Raw genomic sequence first — 22,603 nt, 5'->3', positions numbered from 1 at the left:
CTCAGAACCGGAACCGGATTCCGGCGTTGGCGCCCAGTCCGCCGATATTGATATAGGATTTCAGTTCATTGGCTGCCCTGTTATCGTCCTTGTAACGCGTTTGTGTTCCTTCGCGGCCAATGGCCGTATTAGAGCCGGCATCAAGCGTGGTTACATAGTCGGTATTCCGCTCAGCGGTTGACAGGTCATTCAGTCCACGCTGCTGAGTGCTGATCACTGCGCCATTGCTGGTGTTCACCACACGTGTGGTTTCTTCGTACCGGGTCACTTCCTTCTTTTTACTTTTAGCGGGTACGTTGCGGTATTCCGTTTCTACGAATACATCAAACCGCTGGCCTACCGGCATAGTCAGACCCAATGCGCCCTGAAAGCCCAATGTGATGTTGGGGTGCACTGCTTCTTCGCGGTGAATGGTTGTCTGGGCCACCACGGTGGCGGATACCGGTGTACTGGTAGTTGCGTCTGTTTCAATGTGCAGGCGGCCATAAAAAGGTATTACCATACCGAAGCGTACATATGGGTTGAGCTTTTCAAAGCCCGGGCTCATCACTATACCCGGCGCAAAATCAAAAGCCCTGGCATAGCCATTCGATTCGATGCTGCCCGCCACCTGGTCGCTGCCCTGTACGGTTGTCAGCTGCCGTGTCATCAGGTTCTCTTTGCTGCGATAGTAGTTCACGGTTCCCTCCAGTGCAATAAACCGGTTAATATTCCAGCCGAAGCTGAGACCTCCGCGGGCCCCTTCCCCGTAGGACCCGGTTAATACTTTGTCAGACACCGTTGTGGTCTGGCCATTGGCAGGATTGTAGGTGCTTCTGACATCGTGCGGCGGGTATGGCCCAACGTCCGGGAACTGCCCGGGGAAAACACTGAAGAAATAGCCGCCGCCTGCTTTCAGGTAGAACCTGGAAGCAGCTGCTTTAGTGCCTGGGGTCGCTGTCGGGTTTTGTGCTAGCAAGGGTTCTGAAACGGTCAGTAATAGCATGACCGCGATAAGCATGGTTGTGCGATTCATATAAGCATTGTTTTGGTTAACGGAAACGGTCGTACTGGAAGTTAACGATAAACTGTTGCAAAATCAAAAATTAAATAATATTTTGTCTACCAGAGTAGTAGACTAACTTCTGTAAGCATGAAAACTGGTACTAGGCATCTCCGCAGTTCTTTAGTGGCCCTGCTGATAACGTTCTCCTGTGTATGGCAGGCCGCCGGACAATCTTCTGGCAATAAGCAACGCATGAACATCATCTTCATCGTGGCAGACGATCTTGGCTATGGCAATCTCTCTTCTTATAATGCTGGCAGCCGTATACGCACGCCTTTTATTGATAAGCTGGCCAAGGAAGGCACAAGGTTCACACGTTTTTATGCCGGCAGCCCGGTGTGTGCTCCCTCCCGCTGTGCACTGATGACAGGCTATCATATGGGACATGCCTATATAAGAGGTAATGCAGACCAGCACCTGCGGCCGGAAGATACCACCCTGGCCCAGCGTTTACAGTCCAGGGGTTACGTTACCGGCATGTTTGGCAAATGGGGACTGGGAGAAGAGAACGATAGCGGGGCGCCACAGTACAAAGGCTTTGATGAGTTTTTCGGTTACCTGAACCAGCGGCATGCACATCATTACTTTACTGATCATCTGTTTGAACTGAAGGATAAACAGCTCAGCCAGGTGCAGACAGATTCACAATACAGCCACGACCTGATCATGGATCATGCACTTGCTTTTGTAAGGGAGCATAAAGAAAACCCTTTTTTCTTATACCTGCCGGTTACCATCCCTCATGCTGAGCTGCTGCTGCCACAGAAATACCTGCAGCCTTTCCTGAATGCAGATGGCAGTAGTAAGTTAGGGCCTGAAACACCCTTTGTGCAGAAAAATCCCAAAAGCTACCACAGCCAGGCGCAGCCGCATGCCGCTTTTGCAGCCATGATCACCAAGCTGGATGCAGACATTGGACGGCTGATGCAATTGCTGAAAGAGCTGGGCCTGGATAATAATACATACGTTTTCTTTACAAGCGACAACGGGCCGCATAAAGAAGGCGGTGCTGATCCGGACTTCTTTGACAGCAATGGACCGCTCCGTGGAATTAAACGTGATTTGTACGAGGGTGGCATTCGTGTGCCCATGATCGTAAGAGCGCCCGGTAAAGTACCTGCAGGCCGTACCAGCAACCAGGTCTGGACTTTCTGGGATGTGCTGCCTACCATTTGTGGTCTTACCGGCACACCTGCTCCTGACAACATCGATGGCTTGTCTTTTGTACCCGCCATATTGGGTAAAAAACAGGAACAGCAGCACGACCACCTGTTCTGGCAATTCAATGAAGGCCAGCTTAAGCAGGCCGTTATACAGGGCGACTGGAAACTGGTACGCTTTAAAAAGAAGGGAACACCGGAAATACTGGAACTGTACAATATCGCTAAAGATATCGGCGAACAAAAGGACCTTGCCGCCCAATATCCTGACAAGGTAAAGGCATTAAAACCTCTATTGCAACAGTCCGTGTCTCCAGCAGCCAATGCCGCTTTCGACTGGTCTGATCTGCAATAAACGGTTCGCCTCATCCTATCGTGCCTTTGTTCAATATCTTCACCCGCTTAGCGCTAAAAGCTAACAGCCAGCAGCTACTCTCAAAATGCTTCTGCCAGTGATAAGTAAAGTCCTGACTGACGTTTTTCTCCCGGCCGTTTTTCTCCCCAGCCGTAATCTATACGGATGGTCAGTTTGGCGTTTTCATCATAGAACCAGCGTGCGCCTACGCCATAATTTGGCTTGAACCCGTTGCCGCCGAAATCACCATTGCGAAATACGGATCCGGTGCCGCCAAAGGCGGCCAGCGCAAACTTGGGTTGCATATGTACAAACCAGATATTGACGGGGATCTTTGGATCCAGGAAATAGCGGTATTCTGCCTGGAAGGCCAGGTAATTCTGATCGCGGTAACGCCCGGTGTAGTATCCTCTCATCAGCAGATCGTTCCCCATTTCCGGTAAGAGATAAAAAGGCAGGGTGTTGCCCTGGAGTGAACTGAAATTGGCATTTACCCCGATCGTGCTTTTACGCGATAAGGGGAAGAAATGTTTGCTTTGCGCTTCAATTTTCCAAAGCGCCTGGCTGCTGAGAAAACTAGGTGCATAAGCTACATTAAGCCGTACCCAGCTGCCACGTGTGGTATAATTCTGGTTATCGCGGTTATCGAATATACCGGTAGCCCCGAAAAAAGTAACATGTCCGCCGTCCTTGTTTACCAGCGGCATATGCGGATAAACGCCTTTGCTATCACCTGCGCTGTAGTCATCATGCTGGTAAAGGAAGCTGAGTCCCGCATAGAAGTGACCGCCTATGCGCTTCTCCCCTTCCAGCTGCACTTTGTAGCGCTGATTGTTCAGCAGTGACTGATTTGCTTTGCGGGTGGTATCCCCTATTCCGTAAAAATACAGTGGAAAATCATGATAGCGCAGATTGCTTTTGAAGTGCCAGGTATTACCCCGGGTCCAGAAATCCGTTTTCAGATCTATCTTCCATTGTTTCTCTGTTGTTACGGCGGGTATCAGGTTGATGGTAGAATTCCTGGTACGTGGATCCGGGTTTCGCTTGTCCAGGTAAAAGGAATATAATATAGCGGCTCCTACTTCAAGGCCTTTCTCCTGGGAGTAGGCCATTGCAGGCAGCACAAAAAAGCTCGGTCGGTGTATGGTGGTATCGCTGCGTACGGTGGTGGTATCTGTTTGCGTATGCTGCGCCTTCAGCATGCCGGTGCAGAGCAGCAGTAAGATGGTGGCGTATGTCCTGTTTTGCATTCAATGTGTTTACTTCCGGTCAGCATGGCCCAGGCTTTTACCCGGGTTTACTTTATCTCTTACCATTTGCTTTAGTTCCTTAATCTCCGGGAAATGCCCAAATTCCTTGCGATCCAGCAGCTTCTCATCATCAATATAGATAATAAAGCTGCCCGCCACTTCGCTGGGCCGGAGGGTAACTCCCCCCAGATCATCGGCGAAGGTGGTTAGCAATTCCTGTGCCATCCAGGCAGAGCGGAGCAGCCACCCGCATTTTGGACAATATTCTATAGTAATGATCGGCTTCATGGCTCAAAAGTAGCTAATAATGAACTATTTTTTGTTTTCCCCGAAGGCCTCCAGTACCTGCCGGGATAAAAGTATACTGGTGAACGTCAGTACTGCTCCTGCCAGGAAAGGGGCGCCTGGAAAATGCACCGGAGCGCCGGGTTTTGTAAACCAGGCAAACAGGTTGGTCATCACCGGCGGACCTATAATGGATGTAACACTGATCAGGCTTGTCAGCGCCCCCTGCAGCTCTCCCTGTTCCGTAGGAGGTACCTGGCTGGATATAACGCCCTGCAATGCAGGCCCGCAGATCCCCCCCATGCAGTAGGGCACCAGGAAAATAAACATCATCCATCCTTTATCCGCAAAGGCAAACAGTATCAGCCCGAAGGTGTACAATAACAGGCCGGTGTAAATTGACCACTTCTGTCCCAGCTTAGGAATTGTGATCCTGATCAGCAGTCCCTGTACCAGGGCAATCAGCAATCCCACAAATCCCAGCGAGTATCCCACCCAGGTTTCGTTCCAGTTAAATTTCAGCATGGTGAAGTAACTCCAGGTGGATTGTACGGAATGGGCCGCAATGTAAATCAGCACCAGCGATGCGATCAGGCCCGTTACCACCGGGTAGCGCCACAGGTGCATCAGTGATCCCAGCGGATTTGCCCTTTTCCAGTCAAAGGCACGGCGATTTTCCGGCAGCAGTGATTCCGGCAGTATAAAATAGCCATACAATACATTGATAAAAGTAAGGGCGGCTGCAGCCAGGAAAGGCGCCCTCGGACCCCAGTGGCTGAACAGTCCACCTATTACCGGTCCAATGATAAAACCCAGCCCAAATGCAGCACCTACCAGCCCGAAATTCTGCGCTCTTTTTTCAGGTTCGCTTACATCGGCTATATAGGCCGTGGCAGTGGTCATACTGGCGCCGGTGGCGCCTGCAATTATGCGGCCTACGAACAGCCATGTTATGGTGGGCGCAAAAGCCAGGAAGAGGTAGTCTATCCCAAAACCCAGCAGCGCCAGGAGCAGCACCGGTCTGCGGCCATAACGGTCGCTCAGCCCTCCTACTATTGGTGAACAAAAGAATTGCGTAACTGCAAAAGCAAACAATAGCCAGCCTCCATACTGGGAAGCTTCGCTCAATCCTCCCCCTGTGAGATGCTCAATCAGTTTGGGCATTACCGGGATGATGATACCAAAACCAATGACATCGATCAGTATCGTAACAAAAATGAAACTCAGCGCGGCACTCCGCTTAACAGTCATGATGCGGTAAATTTGGCCGCAAGTTATTTAATTAATAATGAATAAATAACAATAAATAATCCTGGGACTTGTGTTGAAGTGGGGTGCAAATGCTATGATTATTAGTCATTAATTGTCAATTATTAATTAACTTAAATGAAATGTTTTTGTATGTTCCGCAACCCCTTCCCCATCATATATGTAAAAGATGTAGCCGCCTGTATGGAGTTTTATTGCCGGGTGCTGGGTTTTGAACATATCCGTCAGTGGCCGGCTGCACCTGAAAGCCCGTCTTATGTATACCTGAAGCTGGGAGAAGCCGCGCTGGGCCTCACCCAATATGAAGTAGCAGAAGAACATGTGGAAAAGAACATCCTCCTTAATGCCAATAAGCAATTTGAACTATGCCTGTATACCGATAATGTAGACCTCATGTCTGAGCGGCTGGAGCTGCAGGGCGCCCATATGCTGGTGCCCCCGGCCACCAAACCCTGGGGGCAGCGTGTGGCCTATTTTGAAGATCCTGAAGGTAATGTTATCCATCTTACAGGTAAAGTGCCGGAAACACAGGCTTCTGTTGCTGCAAATGATTAATTGTCAGCCCCTTCTTTGATTACTGGTTATTTAGCATTAATTTTATCCCGGATCGTGTAATTATCCCCGTTAAAATACGCAGTGAACACCGGATAATCTATGCCATCGTATTAACATGAGCAAGAGTCGTTTCCTATACCTACCGGTTACCTGGATATTATTTTCTATGGTACATACGCCGCTAATGGCGCAGACATCAGCGACCGACAGCGTGCGGCTAAGCCTGCAGGCGCATCCCCACCATGACACCGTACGGGTAAAGTTGCTTAACCAGTTGAGCAGGCTTTATTTTACCAGGGATGCTGAGGAAGCGGCTAAATATGCTGCGGAGGCTTTAAAACTGTCAGACAGCCTGCAGTATACAGCAGGTATTGTATGGGCTATCCGTAACCAGGCCCTCGTAGAGAATACCCGTGGCAACCTGGATAAACAGATGGACCTTACCATGGAGGCGCTGAAGATGGCTGAAAAGTATGGCTATGTGCATACAACCGGTGTTCTGTACAACGACATTGGCAATATACTGATAGAACAAAATAACCCCGCCCAGGCACTGGTGTACCAGAAGAAATCCCTGCTTATTAAACGCCGGTTCAACGAGCAGGTGGAGATTGCCAAAACGTTGAATAATATCGGCTCATCCTGCATGCAGCTCAAACAGTTCAATGCCGCGCTGCACTACCTCCGGGAATCAGAAATGCTTAAACTGGCCTTGCATGACAAACGGGGACTTGGATTTACCTACGAGAATATAGGACTGATCTATGAGGAACAGGGGAGGTACGATAGTGCCCTTATTTACCTGGAACGATCCCTGCAATATTATACTGCAACAGATAACAAACCGGGTATCGGCAAGGCCCGGCTGAACCTTGGCCGGGTAAATACCCTCCTCAGGCGTTATGCCAGGGCTGCCGAACAGTTGCAGCACGCAGCCCGGATCAATGCTACCCTGCGGAATGCAAAGAACGAGATGATCTACTATCAATACCTTGCGCAACTCGACTCTTCCCGGCAGGATTATATTGCCGCCCTGCAGCATTATCATGAATACTCCCTGCTGAAGGAAAAGTTCTTCGCGGCCGAAAAACAGCGGATCATCGCCAACACGAAAGAGAAGTATGAATCGGAGAAAAAGCAGGCAGAAAACCTGCTACTGAAAGAAGAACAGCGCGCCCACCTGGCCACCATCCGGAAACAGCGGACACTGGTTGCCGTGTGCTCCTTCCTGTTAGCCATTCTGGTTCCGGTGGCTGTATTGCTGTACCGCCTTTACCGGCGCCAGCAGGAGCTTTCACGCCAGCTCAACAGCCGCAACGCCGAAGTATCCCAGCAAAACATGATCATTCTTGATCAGAATGCTGCGTTGGGTAACCTGAACCAGGTAAAAGACAAGATCTTTTCAGTGATTTCCCATGACCTTCGCTCACCGCTCGCCATACTGGAAGGCATGTTGTTCCTGCTGCGCGATAATAAACTGGAGCGTGATCAGTTCCAGGAATTTACCGACGAACTTTGGCGCGACATGAAGAATACCGCCTACATGATGGATAACCTCCTTAACTGGGCCAGCAGCCAGATGAAAGGCATCCGCGTGAAAGCAGATGACTTTGAGATCACCAGTATTTTTAACCGGGAATTTGAATTACTGCAGACATTGTCCCGACAGAAAGAAATACGCCTGAGTCACCAGCTACTGAAGCCCGTAATGGTATTTGCGGATCCGGATATGATTAAAGTGGTACTGCGCAACCTGATCAGCAATGCGATCAAATTTACGCCTGCCGGTAACAACATTCATATTTCAGGACAGGTAAAAGGGGCTTTCCTGGAGATCTGCGTGCAGGACACCGGTATCGGCATCCCCGAAAAGGATCAGCATAAGATCTTTTCCAATATATACTATTCTACCTCCGGTACGCAGAACGAAAGAGGCTGCGGACTTGGGCTTTCCCTCTCTAAGGATTTTGTAGAGCTTAACCGGGGATGCATCTGGTTTGACAGCCAGCCGGGCACCGGTACCCGCTTTTTCTTTACCGTCCCGTTATCAGAAGAGGATACTAACCTGCAGGGCTATACTATTGTGGTACAGGAGCAGATAAACTAGTTATTGATCGCAGCGAAAGTGTCTCCCTGCTTAAGGTCTCCTGTTGTAAACCCTTTTTTGAACCAGTACATCCGCTGTTCAGATGTTCCGTGGGTGAATGCATCCGGCACTACCCTACCCTGTGTTGCCTGCTGCAGCTTATCATCCCCCACCGCACTGGCAGCATTCAGCGCTTCTTCTATGTCGCCGCTTTCCAGGATGGCGTCCATTTTATCTGCGTGATGTGCCCACAAGCCCGCCAGGAAATCCGCCTGCAGTTCAAGTTTTACAGACAACTTATTATACTCTGTTTCACTCATCCGCTGGCGCATAGCCTGCACCTTACTGCTGATGCCCAGCAGGTTCTGTACATGGTGCCCTACTTCATGTGCAATCACATATGCCTGGGCAAAATCGCCTACTACATTGAAACGCTGCCGCATTTCATCAAAGAAAGTAAGGTCCAGGTATACCTTGTCATCTGCCGGACAGTAGAAAGGTCCCATCGCAGACTGGGCAAAACCACAACCGCTTTCCGTAGCATTGCTGAACAATACCATTTTAGGCGGAGTATAGGTTTTATTAAGCGCACTGAATTGTTGGGCCCATACATCTTCTGTAGATGCGAGTACGGTGGATGCCATACGGGCTGATTCATCGCTGCCGGCAGTAACCGTTTCGGATGTTTCCGTACTGGCGCCGCCTGATTGCACCTGTTGCAATACCGTCTGCGGGTCTTTATTGAACAATAAAGCCAGCACGATAATAATGATGCCGCCAATGCCGCCGCCTATGCCAATACTACGCATACCGCCGCCGCGCCTGCGGTCTTCTACATTATCACTTAAACGTTTATTTTGCCAACGCATGTTACAGATTTTTTACAAGTTACAATTTTAGACAATGATAAATATCAAATGGGGATATTTTGGCAGCGCCCGCATCTGCCAGGACCCTGAACCAACTGATGACTAACTTTCGTACCTTTATTTTATGCCTAACCCAGCAATCGCATATACCAGGATTAAAAAGGTGCACAACACCCGCATCACGGAAGAGGAAGATGCGCTGGCAGCCGAAGAGCCACTGGAGATCAGGCTGTTATACGGCCCTGCGCATAACCGGAAACAGCAAAGTATTACTGTTACCATGCGCACACCCGGAGAGGATACAGCACTGGTTACGGGGTTTCTGTTCACAGAAGGAATCATTACATCTGCGTCTGACATTTCAACTATACATTTTCCGGAAGTTGAGCAGCATGCCATAGCGGTAAGCCTGCATGAACATGTACAGCCCGTACTGCAATCTACCCAGCGTAACTTCTATTCCAATTCCGGCTGCGGCGTTTGTGGTAAAACGGAACTCGCATCCATCTATACCAGCGTTGACAATGCCGCCCGTAATAATATACCGCCGGTACTTACCTTCCCGGCTACACGTTTGCTGGCTTTGCCCGACGCACTCCGGCGGCAGCAACTGCTTTTTAATGATACCGGGGGACTGCATGCCGCTGCTCTCTTTAATGAAGCCGCAGAACTGCTGCTGTTGCGGGAAGATATTGGCCGCCACAATGCGGTGGACAAACTGGTAGGCGCCGCTCTCTCTGCCGGTATCCCGTTGCATCATTCGCTCATGTTGCTGAGCGGACGTGCGGGTTTTGAGCTTATTCAGAAAGCTGCCATGGCAAACATTCCTATTGTGGCTGCAGTGGGTGCGCCATCCAGCCTGGCCGTCAGAATGGCGCAGCAGTGGAATATTACCCTGGTAGGATTTTTAAGGCAACAACGATGTAATATCTACACCAACGAACATAGAATAATAATGTAGGTTGCTCATTGCTGGCAATTTGCAGCTGGCTAACCTGCTGCTTTAAAACACATAATAATGAATCACCAACCTGCTGCTGAAAATCCCACCGGTTTTACAGGATTAAAACTGGGTAAAGCGAAGACTACGGCTGCCGGTGTGCCTGCGGTACTCATCAGCGCCCAACATATTCTAAAGGAAGCAGGCGCTTTTCGCGGACTGAAAGCACTGCTTAAACTCAACCAGAAAGACGGATTTGATTGTCCCAGCTGCGCCTGGGCCGATCCGGATGACGACCGCTCTGCTATTGCCGAATATTGTGAGAACGGCGCTAAGGCAGTAGCCGAAGAAGCCACACAGAAAAAACTGACGCCTGCGTTTTTTGCGACGCATTCTGTGGCAGACCTTGCAGCACTCAGCGATTATGAGATAGGCCGCAAGGGACGCATTGCTCAGCCCATGTACCTGCCGGAAGGCGCTACTCACTATCAGCCTGTCAGCTGGGAAGATGCTTTTGCAAAAGTAGCCCGGCATCTCAATGCGCTGGCTTCACCTGATGAAGCGATATTCTACACCTCGGGGCGTACCAGCAATGAAGCTGCCTTTCTTTACCAGCTCTTTGTGCGGGAGTATGGCACCAATAACCTGCCGGATTGCTCTAATATGTGCCATGAATCCAGTGGCGTTGCCCTGGGGGAATCACTGGGAATTGGCAAAGGCTCTGTAACGCTGGACGATATTCACCAGGCAGAAGTGATCATCATACTCGGACAAAACCCCGGCACCAATCATCCCCGCATGCTGAGCGCCTTACAACGCGCTAAGAAGAACGGGGCAAAGATCGTTGCGGTGAACCCTCTGCCGGAAGCGGGACTGATGAACTTTCTGAATCCGCAAACAGTAAACGGCGTTCTGAGTATCAAAACCCATATATCGGACCTCTTTTTGCAGGTAAGACTTAATGGCGACATGGCCCTGCTCAAAGCCCTGGGCCTGCTGCTCCTGGAGGCAGAAGCTGTCCGGCCAGGTACCGTTCTGGATCAGGACTTTATTGCTGCGCAAACCATAGGTTATGACGACTATGTTCAGCATCTGAAACAATATACGCTTCAGCAGCTGGCAGATGACTGCTGCGTACCATTGGAAAAGATCAGGGAGGCGGCACAACTTATTCAACACAAAAAGAAAATTGTTGCCTGCTGGGCCATGGGATTGACCCAGCATAAAAATGCAGTTGATACCATTAAAGAGGTGGTGAACCTCCTGCTGCTCAAAGGCAGTATTGGCAAACCGGGTGCCGGCACCTGCCCTGTACGCGGCCATAGCAACGTACAGGGAGATCGTACCATGGGTATTTACGAGCAACCCTCCCCTGCCCTGCTGGATCGCCTGCAATCTGTATTTGGATTTGTACCACCGCGGAAACATGGCTACGATACAGTGGCTTCCATCCGCGCTATGCTGGAAGGAAAGGCTAAAGTGTTTATGGCTATGGGTGGTAACTTCCTTTCTGCAACGCCCGATACAGCCCTTACTGCCCAAGCCCTGCGGAACTGTGCACTAACGGTACATGTGTCCACAAAGCTGAACCGTAGTCATCTTGTTCACGGCAGGGAAGCGCTGATACTGCCCTGCCTGGGACGCAGCGACCGTGACATGCTGAATGGCCAGCAACAGTTTGTAAGCTGTGAGAATTCCATGGGGGTGATACAGCTGTCAAAGGGCCCCCTTCAACCTGTGTCTGATCAGCTGTTAAGCGAACCAGTGATTGTCTGCCGCCTGGCAAAGGCAACGCTTGGTCCCCGCTCCAAAGCGAACTGGCTGCTGTATGAACAACACTATGATTACATCCGTGAAGATATTGAAAGGGTCATACCTGGTTTCGAATCTTACAATCAAAGGGTGCGTCATCCCGGCGGCTTTTATCTGCCCAATACTGCCCGTGAAGGACGCTTTAATACCGGCAGCGGTAAAGCGCATTTTAATGTAGCGGAGCTGAACACGCCCATACTGGCAGATGATGAATACATGATGATGACCATTCGCAGTCATGATCAGTTCAATACTACCATCTACGGACTGGACGACCGATACCGTGGCATTTACCATGAACGCCGTGTCATCTTCATGAATGCTGCAGACATTACCCGCTCCGGCCTTCAACCCGGTGATGTAGTAGATCTCTACAACGATCATGATGGCCTTCGCCGTACTGCACACCGCTTTATCGTGGTAGCCTACAACATACCTGAAAGATGCACCGCTACTTATTTTCCGGAAACCAATGTGCTGGTGCCGCTCAGCAGCGTAGCAGACAAAAGCAACACGCCAGTGTCCAAGCTGGTGATCATAAAGATCGCGCGCAGTAGTTAGTATTTTATCTGAACAACAGGAACTGAGGTGATCGCAGGGCGGATATGTCAAACCTGAAATCGCTTATCGTGGTGATCTCAAAGAAGACCGGCTTCACCGGCGCGGGTGCGCCTGGCATATATAAAGCGGCTATCCGGAAGGTGTTCAGCGACATGTTCTCATTACGGATCCTCACACCGGCGCCCATCGCCGTTCTCAAGGGGTTTTTAAATATGCTGTTGCTGTTTTCCGTTACTTGTGTCAGCTGCAGGTAAGTGGAGAAGTTGAATTTAAAGCCCAGCACTTTCAATGGACTGTAGTAAACGGTTTCCGAACGCATATTAATACGTTGGTATCCCGTCACTTTTGTGCCGCGGTATCCCCATATCCCATTATCAATATTGATTTCCAGCGGCTTGTAAAAATATGGATTGGGATTACTCAGATAGTCTACGAAAAAGAATTCCCGGAACCTGCCCCAGGAGGGATTTAACAGGCGGCTATAGTATTCCAGCCTGCCGTGTAATACCGCATCTTCCGAGGCACTCCTGCTCCAGAAAGTGCCTATGCCGAAACTGGCATTGAACAACCCCTGGTGCTTTGTGGTAAAGAACTTCTGCCCTTCCAGCCCGGTATACAGGCGTCTCCGCTCTTTCCAGCTCTCCCAGCCCGAGGTGGCTGCCACGTTGTAGCCCAGCGGAATATCCTCTGTTCTCCCAAATCCAAAGAAGTAATGTGATTTGAAGAAGTCCTGCCGGAAAGCTCTCAGCTGCGCCAGGTAGTATCGCCGGTTATTATATACAGGGTCTGCCTTGAACACCGGCTGGTTCGGGTTGCGCTGAAAAAAGAGGTTGTAGTGACGCAGCAGTATGGCCAGGTTGGGCTTTGCCCCTACATCTATGAAGCTGGAGCTGGGCCGGATAAAGTTATATCCTACCCAGGCATCTATCACTTTATAGCGGTAATTGCGGTAGAGGCTGTCGGGACGCCCGGCATGGTTGATAGACCAGTTACTGGCCAGGAACAAACCGCCTACCAGGGTGGCGTTATCGCGATATAGGGGTCTTTCCAGCTGGATAAAATAGGAACCTTCCAGTACGCCGGTATCCAGTGCCTGGGGTTGATTTCCGTTGAGGGTGGTATAACCCAGGCTGGCGTCTACAAAAGAGCCGGCCACATTGTATTTGGTATACCTGATAGAAGTACCCCAGGGCGGTGACCAGCTGTTCTGCCAGGAGAAGCGGACATCGAGGCTTTGTCCTGCGCCAAAAAGGTTATTGTTGGAAATACCGCCCCTGAAATTAGTAGATGTGAAAGACGACAGGTCTGCGCCGTATTCAAATACGTCTTTGGTTACCACGAGCAGGTCCACAGAATCCGGGGAGGCGCCTGTGTTGATAATATAAAGCCGGGCATCCTGCAGGAATGCCCTGTTACGCAGATAACGCTCATTATCTGCCATGGTGTATGGATTGATGGTGTCTCCTTCACGGAAAAAGAGTGCCTGCCGGATCACCCACTCATTAGTGTTATAGTGAAGACGGTTGGCCAGGTTCAGCAACTTCATTGTGGATGAAAAGGTGGTATCGTTGATATTGCGGGGACCGAACACCTTTACCCGCCGGTAGTAGATATCCCGGACGGTCCGTCCTGCATAAGGTGTAAAATAGCGTTCACTCTTAATAATGGAGCTGTCCTCAGGCGGCTCCGGCACATCCTGCCGGGTGATACGTTTGATAAAGGACTGGCGGGCTTCTTTATTCCTGATGGAATCCCGAAGGCGGTTAAAAAATCCGTTACGTGCGGGCCTCGGTGTGGTGTCGGATTTTACCTGCAGGTAATTTCCTTCACGCACAATCTCCCCCTGCACTAGACGTGGCTGCAGTATAAAGACAATGAAACAGCAGCAGATGAGCCGGCATATTTTATTAAGTCTTCCCAATCGTTTCAATCACTTGGACTCGTGTAACAGTACCTGTAATGTATTAAAAAAATGAGAAACGAAAAAAAGGAATACTTACTAAAAAATCCAGCATCCAGGCCCAAAATTCCAGGTTCAAATGGTCCTGGATATAATCATCTCCTGACCTTTCGAACCTGGAACCGGGGAGCTGGAATGCTACCGGCTATCTTCGCAACAGACCGGATAGTAAAGAGATCAGGAATAACACAATGAAAATAAAGAATAATATTTTCGCAATAGAGGCGGCACCTGCCGCAATTCCCCCAAATCCGAATATAGCCGCAATGATGGCTACAACAAAGAAAATAACTGCCCAACGTAACATAAGTAAACAGTTTTTGGTGATGTGGGTATGGGTACAAACATCATTCCAGAGCAGCAGGATCAGGCGCTCACTATCGTCGTCTCCCAGCCGTCATAACGCGCATTCATCTGCCTGGCAAGATCCCAGAGGGACATTACCAGCTGGTCTATACTGTGTTCATCGGCAGGATCGGTGCGTGAAATATGTAAGATAAATGGGTATTCCAGCTCTGTGCTGCGACCGTTCTCTTCCAGCAGGAAACCGTCCTTTTGTACCAGTTCCCAGTACAATTCCCGGTCTTCTTCCCGGCCAAAGTAGATCCAATGGTCAATTTGTCTTTCCTTTTCCCCAATATCACCATGTTTTTTCAGTGTCCGCAACACTTTACGGTTCTGGATGCGTTGAAATTCCTGCACATCCGGGAACAGGTAATCAAAGTATAGTTCCCAGGTCTTGTCTTCCTTTAGTCCGAAATCATAGCGGTAATTGGGGAAATTGATCATCACATCTGCAATTGCCTTGTCGTACAGCAAGGTATTGCCGGTATAAAAGTAAAAGTCGCGTACGCCGTTTGATATTGTGCGGCCAACGAAATAGGCGTTTAGTTTTGCTTCGAGCTGTTCCACCAGTAAATCTTCTATTTCACCCAGCATGGCAAATTCATCTCCATGCGGGAATCCGTCTGCCCGCGGGCGATTCAGGTACACCGTAATAAATATGGCGTTGGGTTTATCTTTCAGCGGTGCAAAACGGCGAAGGTCCAGATCTAATCCTATAATTGCGGGATTATCCTCAATAGAGCAGGTGTAAATGTCCCAGTCAGGTTGGTAATCGCGGTGCATATGGTTTAAATTGGAAAGTGGACGGTAAAGGTACGAAGTTTGAGAATTGAAGAACGGGTTATTTCGGGTTGCCATTCATCATAAAACACTTTCAACGCGTTGAATTCCTATTACTTTTACGGCAACAGATGAAGCAAGTATTGAAGAAAAAAATTTATATGCGGACAATCGCCTTTCTTTGGCTGATACTGATAGCAGGGACAGGGGTGGCAATGGCACAGCAACAAAACAATGCCCCCTCAGGGATAATATATGGCAAATTAATAGATGCAGAGGGTGGCAAGCCGGTAGAGTATGCTTCCGTAGCGCTTTTACGGCCGGATTCCAGTGTAGTGACGGGCATGCTCTCAAAAGCGAATGGCGATTTCAGCCTGGAGCATGTCTCCCCCGGACATTACATCATGAGGATAAATTTCATTGGCTATACCACCGTTTATAAAAATGTGACCATTGCACCCAAACAGCAACAGGTTGATGTGGGAAACATAAAACTCAGCGCCAATATTAAATCACTGGCCGCCGTGGAAGTGATTGGTGAAAAACCTACTTACACCATGGCTATTGATAAAAAGGTATTCAATGTAGACAAGAACCTCTCTTCTGCCGGTGGCACCGCTGCCGACGTGCTGAAGCAGGTTCCCTCTGTGAACGTTGATATTGATGGCAATGTTACGGTGCGCAGGGGCAGTCCTACGATTTTTGTAGATGGCCGGCCCTCTACCCTCACGCTTGACCAGATACCGGCAGACGCTATTGCCAGCATAGAAGTGGTTACCAATCCTTCTGCGAAATATGATGCAGAAGGTGTAAGCGGTATTCTCAATATCGTCCTGAAAAAGAACCGTAAAGCGGGGATCAATGGCAATGTCAATGCGGGCGTTTCTTCACTGGGTGGCGCTAATGCGGGCGTGAATGTGAACCTGCGCCAGGATAAATTCAATTTCTTCCTTACCTATAATTTACGTACGCGTAAAGCCTGGATGAATTCCCATCTTTTCAGGAAGAACATTGCAGCAGATACTACCACTTTCCTGGATCAATACCAGGATGGCGACCAGTTCCGTCGCTTTCAGTTTGCCCGTGCAGGATTTGACTATTTCCTGGACAACCGCAATACGATCACCATTTCACAAGGCGTAGTAGCAGGCCGGTTTGAGAACAACAACGATCAGACCTTATATGACCTGGACGCCATGCAGCGCCGTGTACGCTATGGTACCGGTATTGACAACAGTAATCGTGGTTTCCACAACTACACCACCCAGCTGGGTTACAAACATACTTTTGCTGAAGAGGGAAAGGAGCTTACGGCTGATTTCACTTATAACCGTGCTAACGGTGACGATGGTACGGACTATTCCATCCAGTATTATAACCTGGATCATGCTCCGATCACATCGCCACGGCAACCAGAGTTGCGCCATGGCCGTGGAGGAGGCAATACAACCTATTTCACCGGGCAAATAGATTATGTTGATCCCATCACCGCCACTTCAAAACTGGAAGCGGGCCTCAGAACCACCGCACGTACCTTTAATAATGAGATCAACACCCTTGGACTGGATTACAATACCGGGGAATTTGTGCTGGACAGCGCTCTTTCCAATAAATATCATTACCAGGAACATGTGAATGCCGCTTACGTGAATTACAGCGGTACCATCAACAACTTTGGTTACCAGGGAGGTTTACGGGCAGAGCAATCTTTCTACAGCGGTAATATGCAAAGCGCAAAAGCCAGCTCCTACGAGATCAACTACCCGGTCAGCTTTTTCCCCAGCGTGTACCTTTCACAGAAGCTGAAAGGCGAGCATGAGCTGCAGCTGAACTATAGCCGCCGTATACGCCGTCCGTGGTTCCGCGACCTGCTGCCTAACCTGGATTATAACGCGCAGAGTGCCAGCCGTGGTAACCCCGGGCTAAGGCCCGAATTTACCAACTCATTTGAGCTGTCTTATCTTAAAACATTTGCCCAGAAACATAACGTCATGGTATCGCTCTACTATCGCAATACCAATAACGCTATAACCGACTTTTATACTGATACCACGCTGAACCTTAATGGACAGGACCAGAAAGTAGTACTCTCCTACCCGGTTAATGCTGCCACCCGCAGAGCATGGGGGGCCGAGTTCACTGTGCGTAACCAGATCACTTCCTGGTGGGATGTTACCACCAACCTGAACCTGGCGCAGACAAAAGTAAATGCTCAAAACCTGGGTGGTGATCTTAATAACAGTGGTTTTACCTGGTTCGGGAAGATCAACAGCAATACCAAACTTCCCTGGAACCTGCTGCTGCAGGTAACGGGCAATTACGAATCAAAAGAAATACTTCCCCAGGGCGAGGCTGCCGCAGAATACCAGGTGGATATGGCGCTGAAAAAAGATTTCCTGAAAAGCAAAGCGCTGTCTGTAACGCTCGCCTTAAATGACATCTTTAACCAGGACAGGGACCTGAATTTTACCCGCACCGCTTTTTCCGAACAGGAACGGTTCCGTAAACGCGCCAGCCGCGAACTTCGTCTGAATGTAGCCTGGCGGTTCGGTAAAATGGACATGAATCTCTTTAAAAGAAAGAATAACAATCGCAATGCACAGGAACAGGAACAAAACCGTGAAGAGGGAGGTTTATAATAGAGCTTGCACGGGATACTTCTGATATGGGAATTGCTATTCCTTATTAACAAATTTGGCAGCCTCTTCTTGGAATTTGGGATCAGCACCATTAGCTTTGGCTCAAAATTATAATTGAGCATGGCAGAAAGCTTCACCAGCAACACCATTACCCTTCGTTTTCTGGCCCAACCCTCCGACGTTAACTTTGGCGGTAAAGTACACGGCGGCGCAGTAATGAAGTGGATAGATCAGGCGGGCTATACCTGTGCGGCACATTGGAGCGGACAGTATTGTGTAACCGTTTATGTAGGCGGCATTCGGTTCTATCATCCCATTGCCATCGGCAACCTTGTGGAGATCACGGCCAGTGTGATCTATACCGGCAAAACCAGCATGCATATCGCCATTAATGTTTTTGCCTCCAATCCAAGGAATTCCGATCGTATTAAAACCACCCACTGTATTATGGTGTTCGCCGCTGTTGATGATAGCGGTAACACCGTGCCGGTGCCTAAATGGACTCCCCGGACAGAGGAGGAACACCATATGTGCAACTATGCACAGCGTTTGATGGATCTGAGGAAGAATATCGAAGAGGAAATGAAACCATATTTGTAAACAGTAAATTCCAGGATACAAATTCCAAACGATCGCAGCGGGTGCATCTTGGTATTTGTGTCCCGGAATTCAGCATTGGGGCGCTGTGCCTTAATGCGTGAACTGCATTTCACTTAAATTTTTATATAACCCGCCGTCTACCCCTATCAGTTCTTTGTGCGTGCCTTCTTCTACAATGCTACCTTTATCCAGCACAATAATCTTATCCGCTTTTCGTACGGTAGACAGCCTGTGGGCAATTACAATGGAGGTACGTCCCTGCATCAGCTTCTCCAGTGCGTCCTGCACCAGTCTTTCTGATTCTGAGTCCAGCGCTGACGTGGCCTCATCCAGTATCAGTATCCTGGGATCTTTTAATACGGCGCGGGCAATGGCGATACGTTGGCGCTGTCCGCCGGAAAGCTGTATACCGCGCTCGCCAACGATCGTGTCCAGCCCCTGCGGAAAGCGCTGGATGAACTCCCATGCATTGGCTTTTTTGGCTGCCTCAAGGATCTCTTCATCGCTGGCGCCCGGCTTCCCGTAGCCAATATTCTCCCGGATGTTACCGCCAAAGAGGAACACATCCTGCGGTACTACCGCCATCTGCGCCCGTAATGCGGTAAGCGGTATACCTGTGGCCTGCTTGCCATCGAAAGAGATATGCCCGTCTGTCGGATCGTACAGGCGCAGCAGTAATGACACGATCGTGCTTTTACCTGCGCCGCTCGGACCCACCAGTGCTACCTGCTGATCGGCGGCCACGGTAAAGGAAACATCTTTTAATACGTGCATATCCGCCCGTGAAGGATAATGGAAGGAAACGTGGCGAAAAGACAACTCACCGCTCAGGTAATGCTCAGGAAGTATGTGAGCGCTGTCTGTAATTGGCTCTGCCGGTTCGTCCAGTATCTCCAGCAGGTTCTCAGTGGCGCCCATACTTTTTTGGATGCTGGTGTACACTTCGGCCAGCCCGGTAATGGAGCCCCCTATGAAGCCCGAGTAGATAATAAAAGAGAACAGGTCGCCGGTAGATTTCATTTCACCGGTGGAGATGAGGAGCGCGCCGCGCCAGATCACCGCCACCATGGCGCCAAAGATGCCGAGGATAAGGAAGGACGAGAAAGCGCCCCGGAATTTACCACTTTTAATACCGGTACCGGCGGCTTCCAGTGTCTTCTGCCTGTAGCGCCTCATTTCAAAGAATTCATTGGCGAAGGCCTTTACGGCCAGGATGCCCTGCAATGTCTCTTCTACAATGGTATTGGCCTCTGCTACCTGGTTCTGTACCTGCTTGGAAAAACGGCGGATAAACCGGCCAAACACATAGGCGATGATCATCACCAGTGGAAAGATGGCCAGCATAAAGACGGTCAGCTTGAAAGAGGTATGCAACAGCAGCGCTATACCGCCTATGATCACAATGATCTGTCGGATGAACTCTGCGATGGTAGTAGTGAAGGTTTCCTGTAGCAGCGAAATGTCAGAGGAGATGCGGCTGCCCAGCTCTCCTACCCGCCTGCTGAGGAAGAATTTCATGGGCAGCTTAATAAGATGATTGTAAATAGTTTGTCGCAGGGCAGCTAATGTTTTCTCTGTAACGTTAACAAACAGTACAATCCGGAAGTAAGAGAAGAAAGCCTGTCCTGCCAGTACGCCGGCAAGCATCAATCCTAACTTATTAATGTCCTGTGCCAGGTGGCCCTTAGCACTGGAATCCACCAGGTCTCCCAGCAGTTTCGGAAACGCCAGACCGGCCAGGCTGGAAATAAAAAGGAAAAGCATGCCGAGGCTGAACTGCGGCCAGTAAGGCCTTACATATTTATATAATCGGAAGGTTTTCCTCAGGGTTGCCAGGCTCAGGCCTTTTCGAAAGTTCTTAAAATCAAAAAAGTTTTGCATCAGTCCGGGTACTTAAATACTGTTTCATACAGCAGCCAGGGGTATATTATCTGCTGTCTGCCCTGACAAGGACGAATCAGAAGGGCAATTTATTTTAAATCCCGGACATAAAAAAGGAAGGTTACAAGGCCCTTGCAGCCTGCACAACCTTCCATCTCACAATTGACTATTTAATCGCTTGGTGGAATGCCGCAAGTCGCTGGTCATCAGTCAAACCATGGCAAATGGCTAAAGAGCCAGTAACCAGCGACTTACAGCTTCCAATTTTTACTAGTTTCCCCTGCGGTTCCTGGATGAGTCATCTACTCCTGTACCATAACGGGAGGAGTCTTCACCGGCATTAATTGCGCCGGGTGGCTGTTCTGCCGCAGGTGCTGTGTCTCGCATTGTTGCTGTGTCGGACAGAATTACGCCACTATCCGTCTGCATCATACCGGTAGAATCGGTAGCAGTATTATTGCCGCTACCGCACGATGTCGCCAACAAGCCGGTAAACCCGGCTACCAGTAGCAGATATAAGCATTTCCCTTTCATAAGAATGAGTTTTATGGTCAAATATTTACATTACCGTTTTTAACGCATAGAATCGGACGGCATCCTGCTGGAAGTATCCTGCATCTGCATAGAAGATGTGTCACGCATTGCGCCGGATGTGTCCTGAATTACATTGCTTGCAGAGTCTGTACTGGTTCCGGAGCCCGCATCCCGGGAACTGCCGCACGCAAAAATGAAGAGGCTGAGGATCATTGCCAGACAAACGGTGATGCACAGTTTGTAAATTGAAGGCTTCTCGATCTTTATATTCGTCATGACTAATGGGTTTAGCTGTTTTACAATTAAAAATATGGTTCGGTAGAAAGTACGGAAAGAATTATGCCAAGCCCTAACTTTGCGAAATGAGCCATTCTTATGCTGATCTTCCTCTACATTATGGGCATGTACCGCCCTGGCTGGCACGCAGAATGAGTCTGTTGGGTGGGGCAATTGTGGAGGCGATCGCCACAGATTATGGAAAAGGAGAGGTATTGCGGCGTCTCAGCGATCCCTGCTGGTTCCAGGCATTGGGGTGTGTGCTGGGGATGGACTGGCATTCTTCCGGCATTACCACCAGCGTAATGGGGGCATTGAAGAAAGCAGTAAACCCGCTTTCCAAAGAACTGGGTATCTATATATGTGGTGGTAAAGGCCGCTATTCCCGCGAAACACCTGCCGAATTGCGTAGTATTGCCGAGATCACCGGTCTTCCCGGCGAAGCGCTGGTGCGCAGCAGTAAGCTTTCCGCCAAGGTAGATAACACAGCAGTACAGGATGGATATCAGCTTTATCTTCACTCGTTCATCGTTTCCAGCGAGGGCGATTGGGCGGTGATCCAGCAAGGCATGAACGATGCCAATGGTATGGCCCGGCGCTATCATTGGCACTCCGCCACCATGCGTTCTTATACGGAAACGCCGCACACCTTTATCTATGGCCACAACCAGGGTGAGATACTGAACCTTACCGATAAAGCGGCAGCCAGTACCAAGAATGGTCTGCTCCAGTTGGTAAAAGAAGACCCGGCCCGCATGCTTCCTGAGATCCGTCAATTGGTAATGCCTTCCCATCATGATGTCCGGGCGGCAGATGTTGACCTTAAGAGGTTAGGTAGTGTACTGGCGGCGGCTCATGAACGAAGCCTGCATGATTTTGATTCCCTGCTCCTGCTCGAAGGTGTTGGACCCCGCACGCTTCAATCGCTTACCCTGGTTAGTGAAGTGATCTACGGCACCCCTTCCCGTTTTACCGATCCTGCCCGTTTTTCCTTTGCTCACGGCGGTAAAGACGGGCATCCTTTCCCCGTTGCTACCAATGTATATGACGAAACTATTCGTGTATTGAAAAATGCGGTGGATAAAGCAAAGGTGGGACAGTCTGAAAAGCAGGACGCTATCCGCAAACTATCTGTAATATCGCAGCAACTGGAGAAAGACTTTGAACCCAATGAGAACTTTAGCGAGGTGATAGCCCGTGAAAGGGCTGATTCCTGGAAATATGGCGGCCGAACTGTAGTGGGGAAAGCGCTTCCGCCGAAGAAAGATAAACCGGGTAACCAGTTGTCGTTATTCTAAATCTGCGTGCGGGAATTAAGTACGCGGAATGTGGTGTTCAATACACACCATTTCCCAAAGAAATGATATAAAAAAAGGATCCCGATAATTTTACTTATCAGGA

The 22,603-nt window shown here is 49.5% G+C and carries 18 protein-coding genes; 8 read left to right on the top strand and 10 right to left on the bottom strand.

The annotated features are described in order from the left end of the window. Nucleotide 1: 1 nt before the first annotated feature. Nucleotides 2-1,015 carry a hypothetical protein gene (locus Q0577_RS09115; RefSeq protein ID WP_298735133.1) on the bottom strand — a complete coding sequence of 338 codons (1,014 nt, stop codon included), beginning with the start codon at nucleotides 1,013-1,015 and terminating at the stop codon, nucleotides 2-4. A 117-nt stretch (nucleotides 1,016-1,132) separates the two neighbouring features. Between Q0577_RS09115 and Q0577_RS09110 the strand changes: the two genes are divergently transcribed. Beyond that, nucleotides 1,133-2,560, top strand: a complete 1,428-nt coding sequence (locus tag Q0577_RS09110; RefSeq protein WP_298735131.1) for an arylsulfatase — start codon at nucleotides 1,133-1,135, stop codon at nucleotides 2,558-2,560. An 80-nt stretch (nucleotides 2,561-2,640) separates the two neighbouring features. Here the strand turns inward: Q0577_RS09110 and Q0577_RS09105 are convergent, their stop codons facing one another. Genes Q0577_RS09105 through Q0577_RS09095 form a run of 3 tightly spaced genes read right to left on the bottom strand, consistent with a single transcriptional unit; the run spans nucleotide 2,641 to nucleotide 5,346 of the window. Further along, nucleotides 2,641-3,810 carry a hypothetical protein gene (locus Q0577_RS09105; protein WP_298735128.1) on the bottom strand — a complete coding sequence of 390 codons (1,170 nt, stop codon included), beginning with the start codon at nucleotides 3,808-3,810 and terminating at the stop codon, nucleotides 2,641-2,643. A 9-nt stretch (nucleotides 3,811-3,819) separates the two neighbouring features. Then, nucleotides 3,820-4,098, bottom strand: a complete 279-nt coding sequence (locus Q0577_RS09100) for a SelT/SelW/SelH family protein (protein ID WP_298735125.1) — start codon at nucleotides 4,096-4,098, stop codon at nucleotides 3,820-3,822. A gap of 24 nt (nucleotides 4,099-4,122) precedes the next feature. Then, nucleotides 4,123-5,346, bottom strand: a complete 1,224-nt coding sequence (locus Q0577_RS09095) for a TCR/Tet family MFS transporter (protein WP_298735122.1) — start codon at nucleotides 5,344-5,346, stop codon at nucleotides 4,123-4,125. Nucleotides 5,347-5,481: 135 nt separating this feature from the next. Here Q0577_RS09095 and Q0577_RS09090 point away from each other — a divergent pair, with 135 nt between their 5' ends. Both Q0577_RS09090 and Q0577_RS09085 read left to right on the top strand, forming a co-directional pair. After that, the gene (locus Q0577_RS09090; protein ID WP_298735120.1) at nucleotides 5,482-5,919 is read left to right on the top strand and encodes a VOC family protein; all 438 of its coding nucleotides are present in this window, start codon (nucleotides 5,482-5,484) and stop codon (nucleotides 5,917-5,919) included. Between the two features lie 184 nt (nucleotides 5,920-6,103). Then, nucleotides 6,104-8,026, top strand: a complete 1,923-nt coding sequence (locus tag Q0577_RS09085) for a tetratricopeptide repeat-containing sensor histidine kinase (RefSeq protein WP_298735117.1) — start codon at nucleotides 6,104-6,106, stop codon at nucleotides 8,024-8,026. Here Q0577_RS09085 and Q0577_RS09080 read toward each other — a convergent pair. After that, complete coding sequence (locus tag Q0577_RS09080; RefSeq protein WP_298735114.1) at nucleotides 8,023-8,874, bottom strand: neutral zinc metallopeptidase; 852 nt, start codon at nucleotides 8,872-8,874, stop codon at nucleotides 8,023-8,025. The genes Q0577_RS09085 and Q0577_RS09080 overlap by 4 nt on opposite strands. Before the next feature lie 124 nt (nucleotides 8,875-8,998). On the opposite strand from Q0577_RS09080, the gene fdhD reads away from it, so the two are divergent. Both fdhD and Q0577_RS09070 read left to right on the top strand, forming a co-directional pair. Beyond that, entirely contained in the window at nucleotides 8,999-9,835 is an 837-nt protein-coding gene (gene fdhD, locus Q0577_RS09075; protein ID WP_298735113.1) for a formate dehydrogenase accessory sulfurtransferase FdhD, read from the top strand. Between the two features lie 57 nt (nucleotides 9,836-9,892). After that, nucleotides 9,893-12,187 (top strand): FdhF/YdeP family oxidoreductase, encoded by a 2,295-nt coding sequence (locus tag Q0577_RS09070; protein WP_298735111.1) that lies wholly within the window; start codon nucleotides 9,893-9,895, stop codon nucleotides 12,185-12,187. A gap of 4 nt (nucleotides 12,188-12,191) precedes the next feature. Here the strand turns inward: Q0577_RS09070 and Q0577_RS09065 are convergent, their stop codons facing one another. The 3 genes from Q0577_RS09065 to Q0577_RS09055 form a co-directional block, all read right to left on the bottom strand. Further along, nucleotides 12,192-14,036 carry a hypothetical protein gene (locus Q0577_RS09065; protein ID WP_298735109.1) on the bottom strand — a complete coding sequence of 615 codons (1,845 nt, stop codon included), beginning with the start codon at nucleotides 14,034-14,036 and terminating at the stop codon, nucleotides 12,192-12,194. 256 nt (nucleotides 14,037-14,292) lie between these two features. Beyond that, nucleotides 14,293-14,454, bottom strand: coding sequence for a DUF1328 family protein (locus tag Q0577_RS09060; protein WP_298735107.1), 162 nt, complete (start codon nucleotides 14,452-14,454; stop codon nucleotides 14,293-14,295). A gap of 59 nt (nucleotides 14,455-14,513) precedes the next feature. Next, nucleotides 14,514-15,275 carry a DUF695 domain-containing protein gene (locus Q0577_RS09055; protein ID WP_298735106.1) on the bottom strand — a complete coding sequence of 254 codons (762 nt, stop codon included), beginning with the start codon at nucleotides 15,273-15,275 and terminating at the stop codon, nucleotides 14,514-14,516. Between the two features lie 158 nt (nucleotides 15,276-15,433). Here Q0577_RS09055 and Q0577_RS09050 point away from each other — a divergent pair, with 158 nt between their 5' ends. Together Q0577_RS09050 and Q0577_RS09045 are read left to right on the top strand one after the other, a co-directional pair. Next, on the top strand, nucleotides 15,434-17,911 hold the full coding sequence (locus Q0577_RS09050) for an outer membrane beta-barrel family protein (protein ID WP_298735103.1): 2,478 nt from the start codon (nucleotides 15,434-15,436) through the stop codon (nucleotides 17,909-17,911). Between the two features lie 120 nt (nucleotides 17,912-18,031). After that, complete coding sequence (locus Q0577_RS09045) at nucleotides 18,032-18,511, top strand: acyl-CoA thioesterase (RefSeq protein WP_298735101.1); 480 nt, start codon at nucleotides 18,032-18,034, stop codon at nucleotides 18,509-18,511. 90 nt (nucleotides 18,512-18,601) lie between these two features. Here Q0577_RS09045 and Q0577_RS09040 read toward each other — a convergent pair whose 3' ends face one another. Both Q0577_RS09040 and Q0577_RS09035 read right to left on the bottom strand, forming a co-directional pair. Next, nucleotides 18,602-20,392: an ABC transporter transmembrane domain-containing protein gene (locus tag Q0577_RS09040; RefSeq protein ID WP_298735099.1), complete on the bottom strand. Its 1,791-nt coding sequence runs from the start codon at nucleotides 20,390-20,392 to the stop codon at nucleotides 18,602-18,604. A 270-nt stretch (nucleotides 20,393-20,662) separates the two neighbouring features. Then, nucleotides 20,663-20,926, bottom strand: coding sequence for a hypothetical protein (locus Q0577_RS09035; RefSeq protein WP_298735096.1), 264 nt, complete (start codon nucleotides 20,924-20,926; stop codon nucleotides 20,663-20,665). Nucleotides 20,927-21,288: 362 nt separating this feature from the next. On the opposite strand from Q0577_RS09035, the gene Q0577_RS09030 reads away from it, so the two are divergent. Next, nucleotides 21,289-22,500: a DUF763 domain-containing protein gene (locus Q0577_RS09030; RefSeq protein ID WP_298735094.1), complete on the top strand. Its 1,212-nt coding sequence runs from the start codon at nucleotides 21,289-21,291 to the stop codon at nucleotides 22,498-22,500. Nucleotides 22,501-22,603: the final 103 nt, after the last annotated feature.

Source organism: uncultured Chitinophaga sp. (assembly GCF_937898475.1).
Classification (GTDB): domain Bacteria; phylum Bacteroidota; class Bacteroidia; order Chitinophagales; family Chitinophagaceae; genus Chitinophaga.
The sequence above is the reverse complement of the archived record's forward strand: the minus strand, read 5'-3'. Positions and strand labels throughout refer to the sequence as shown.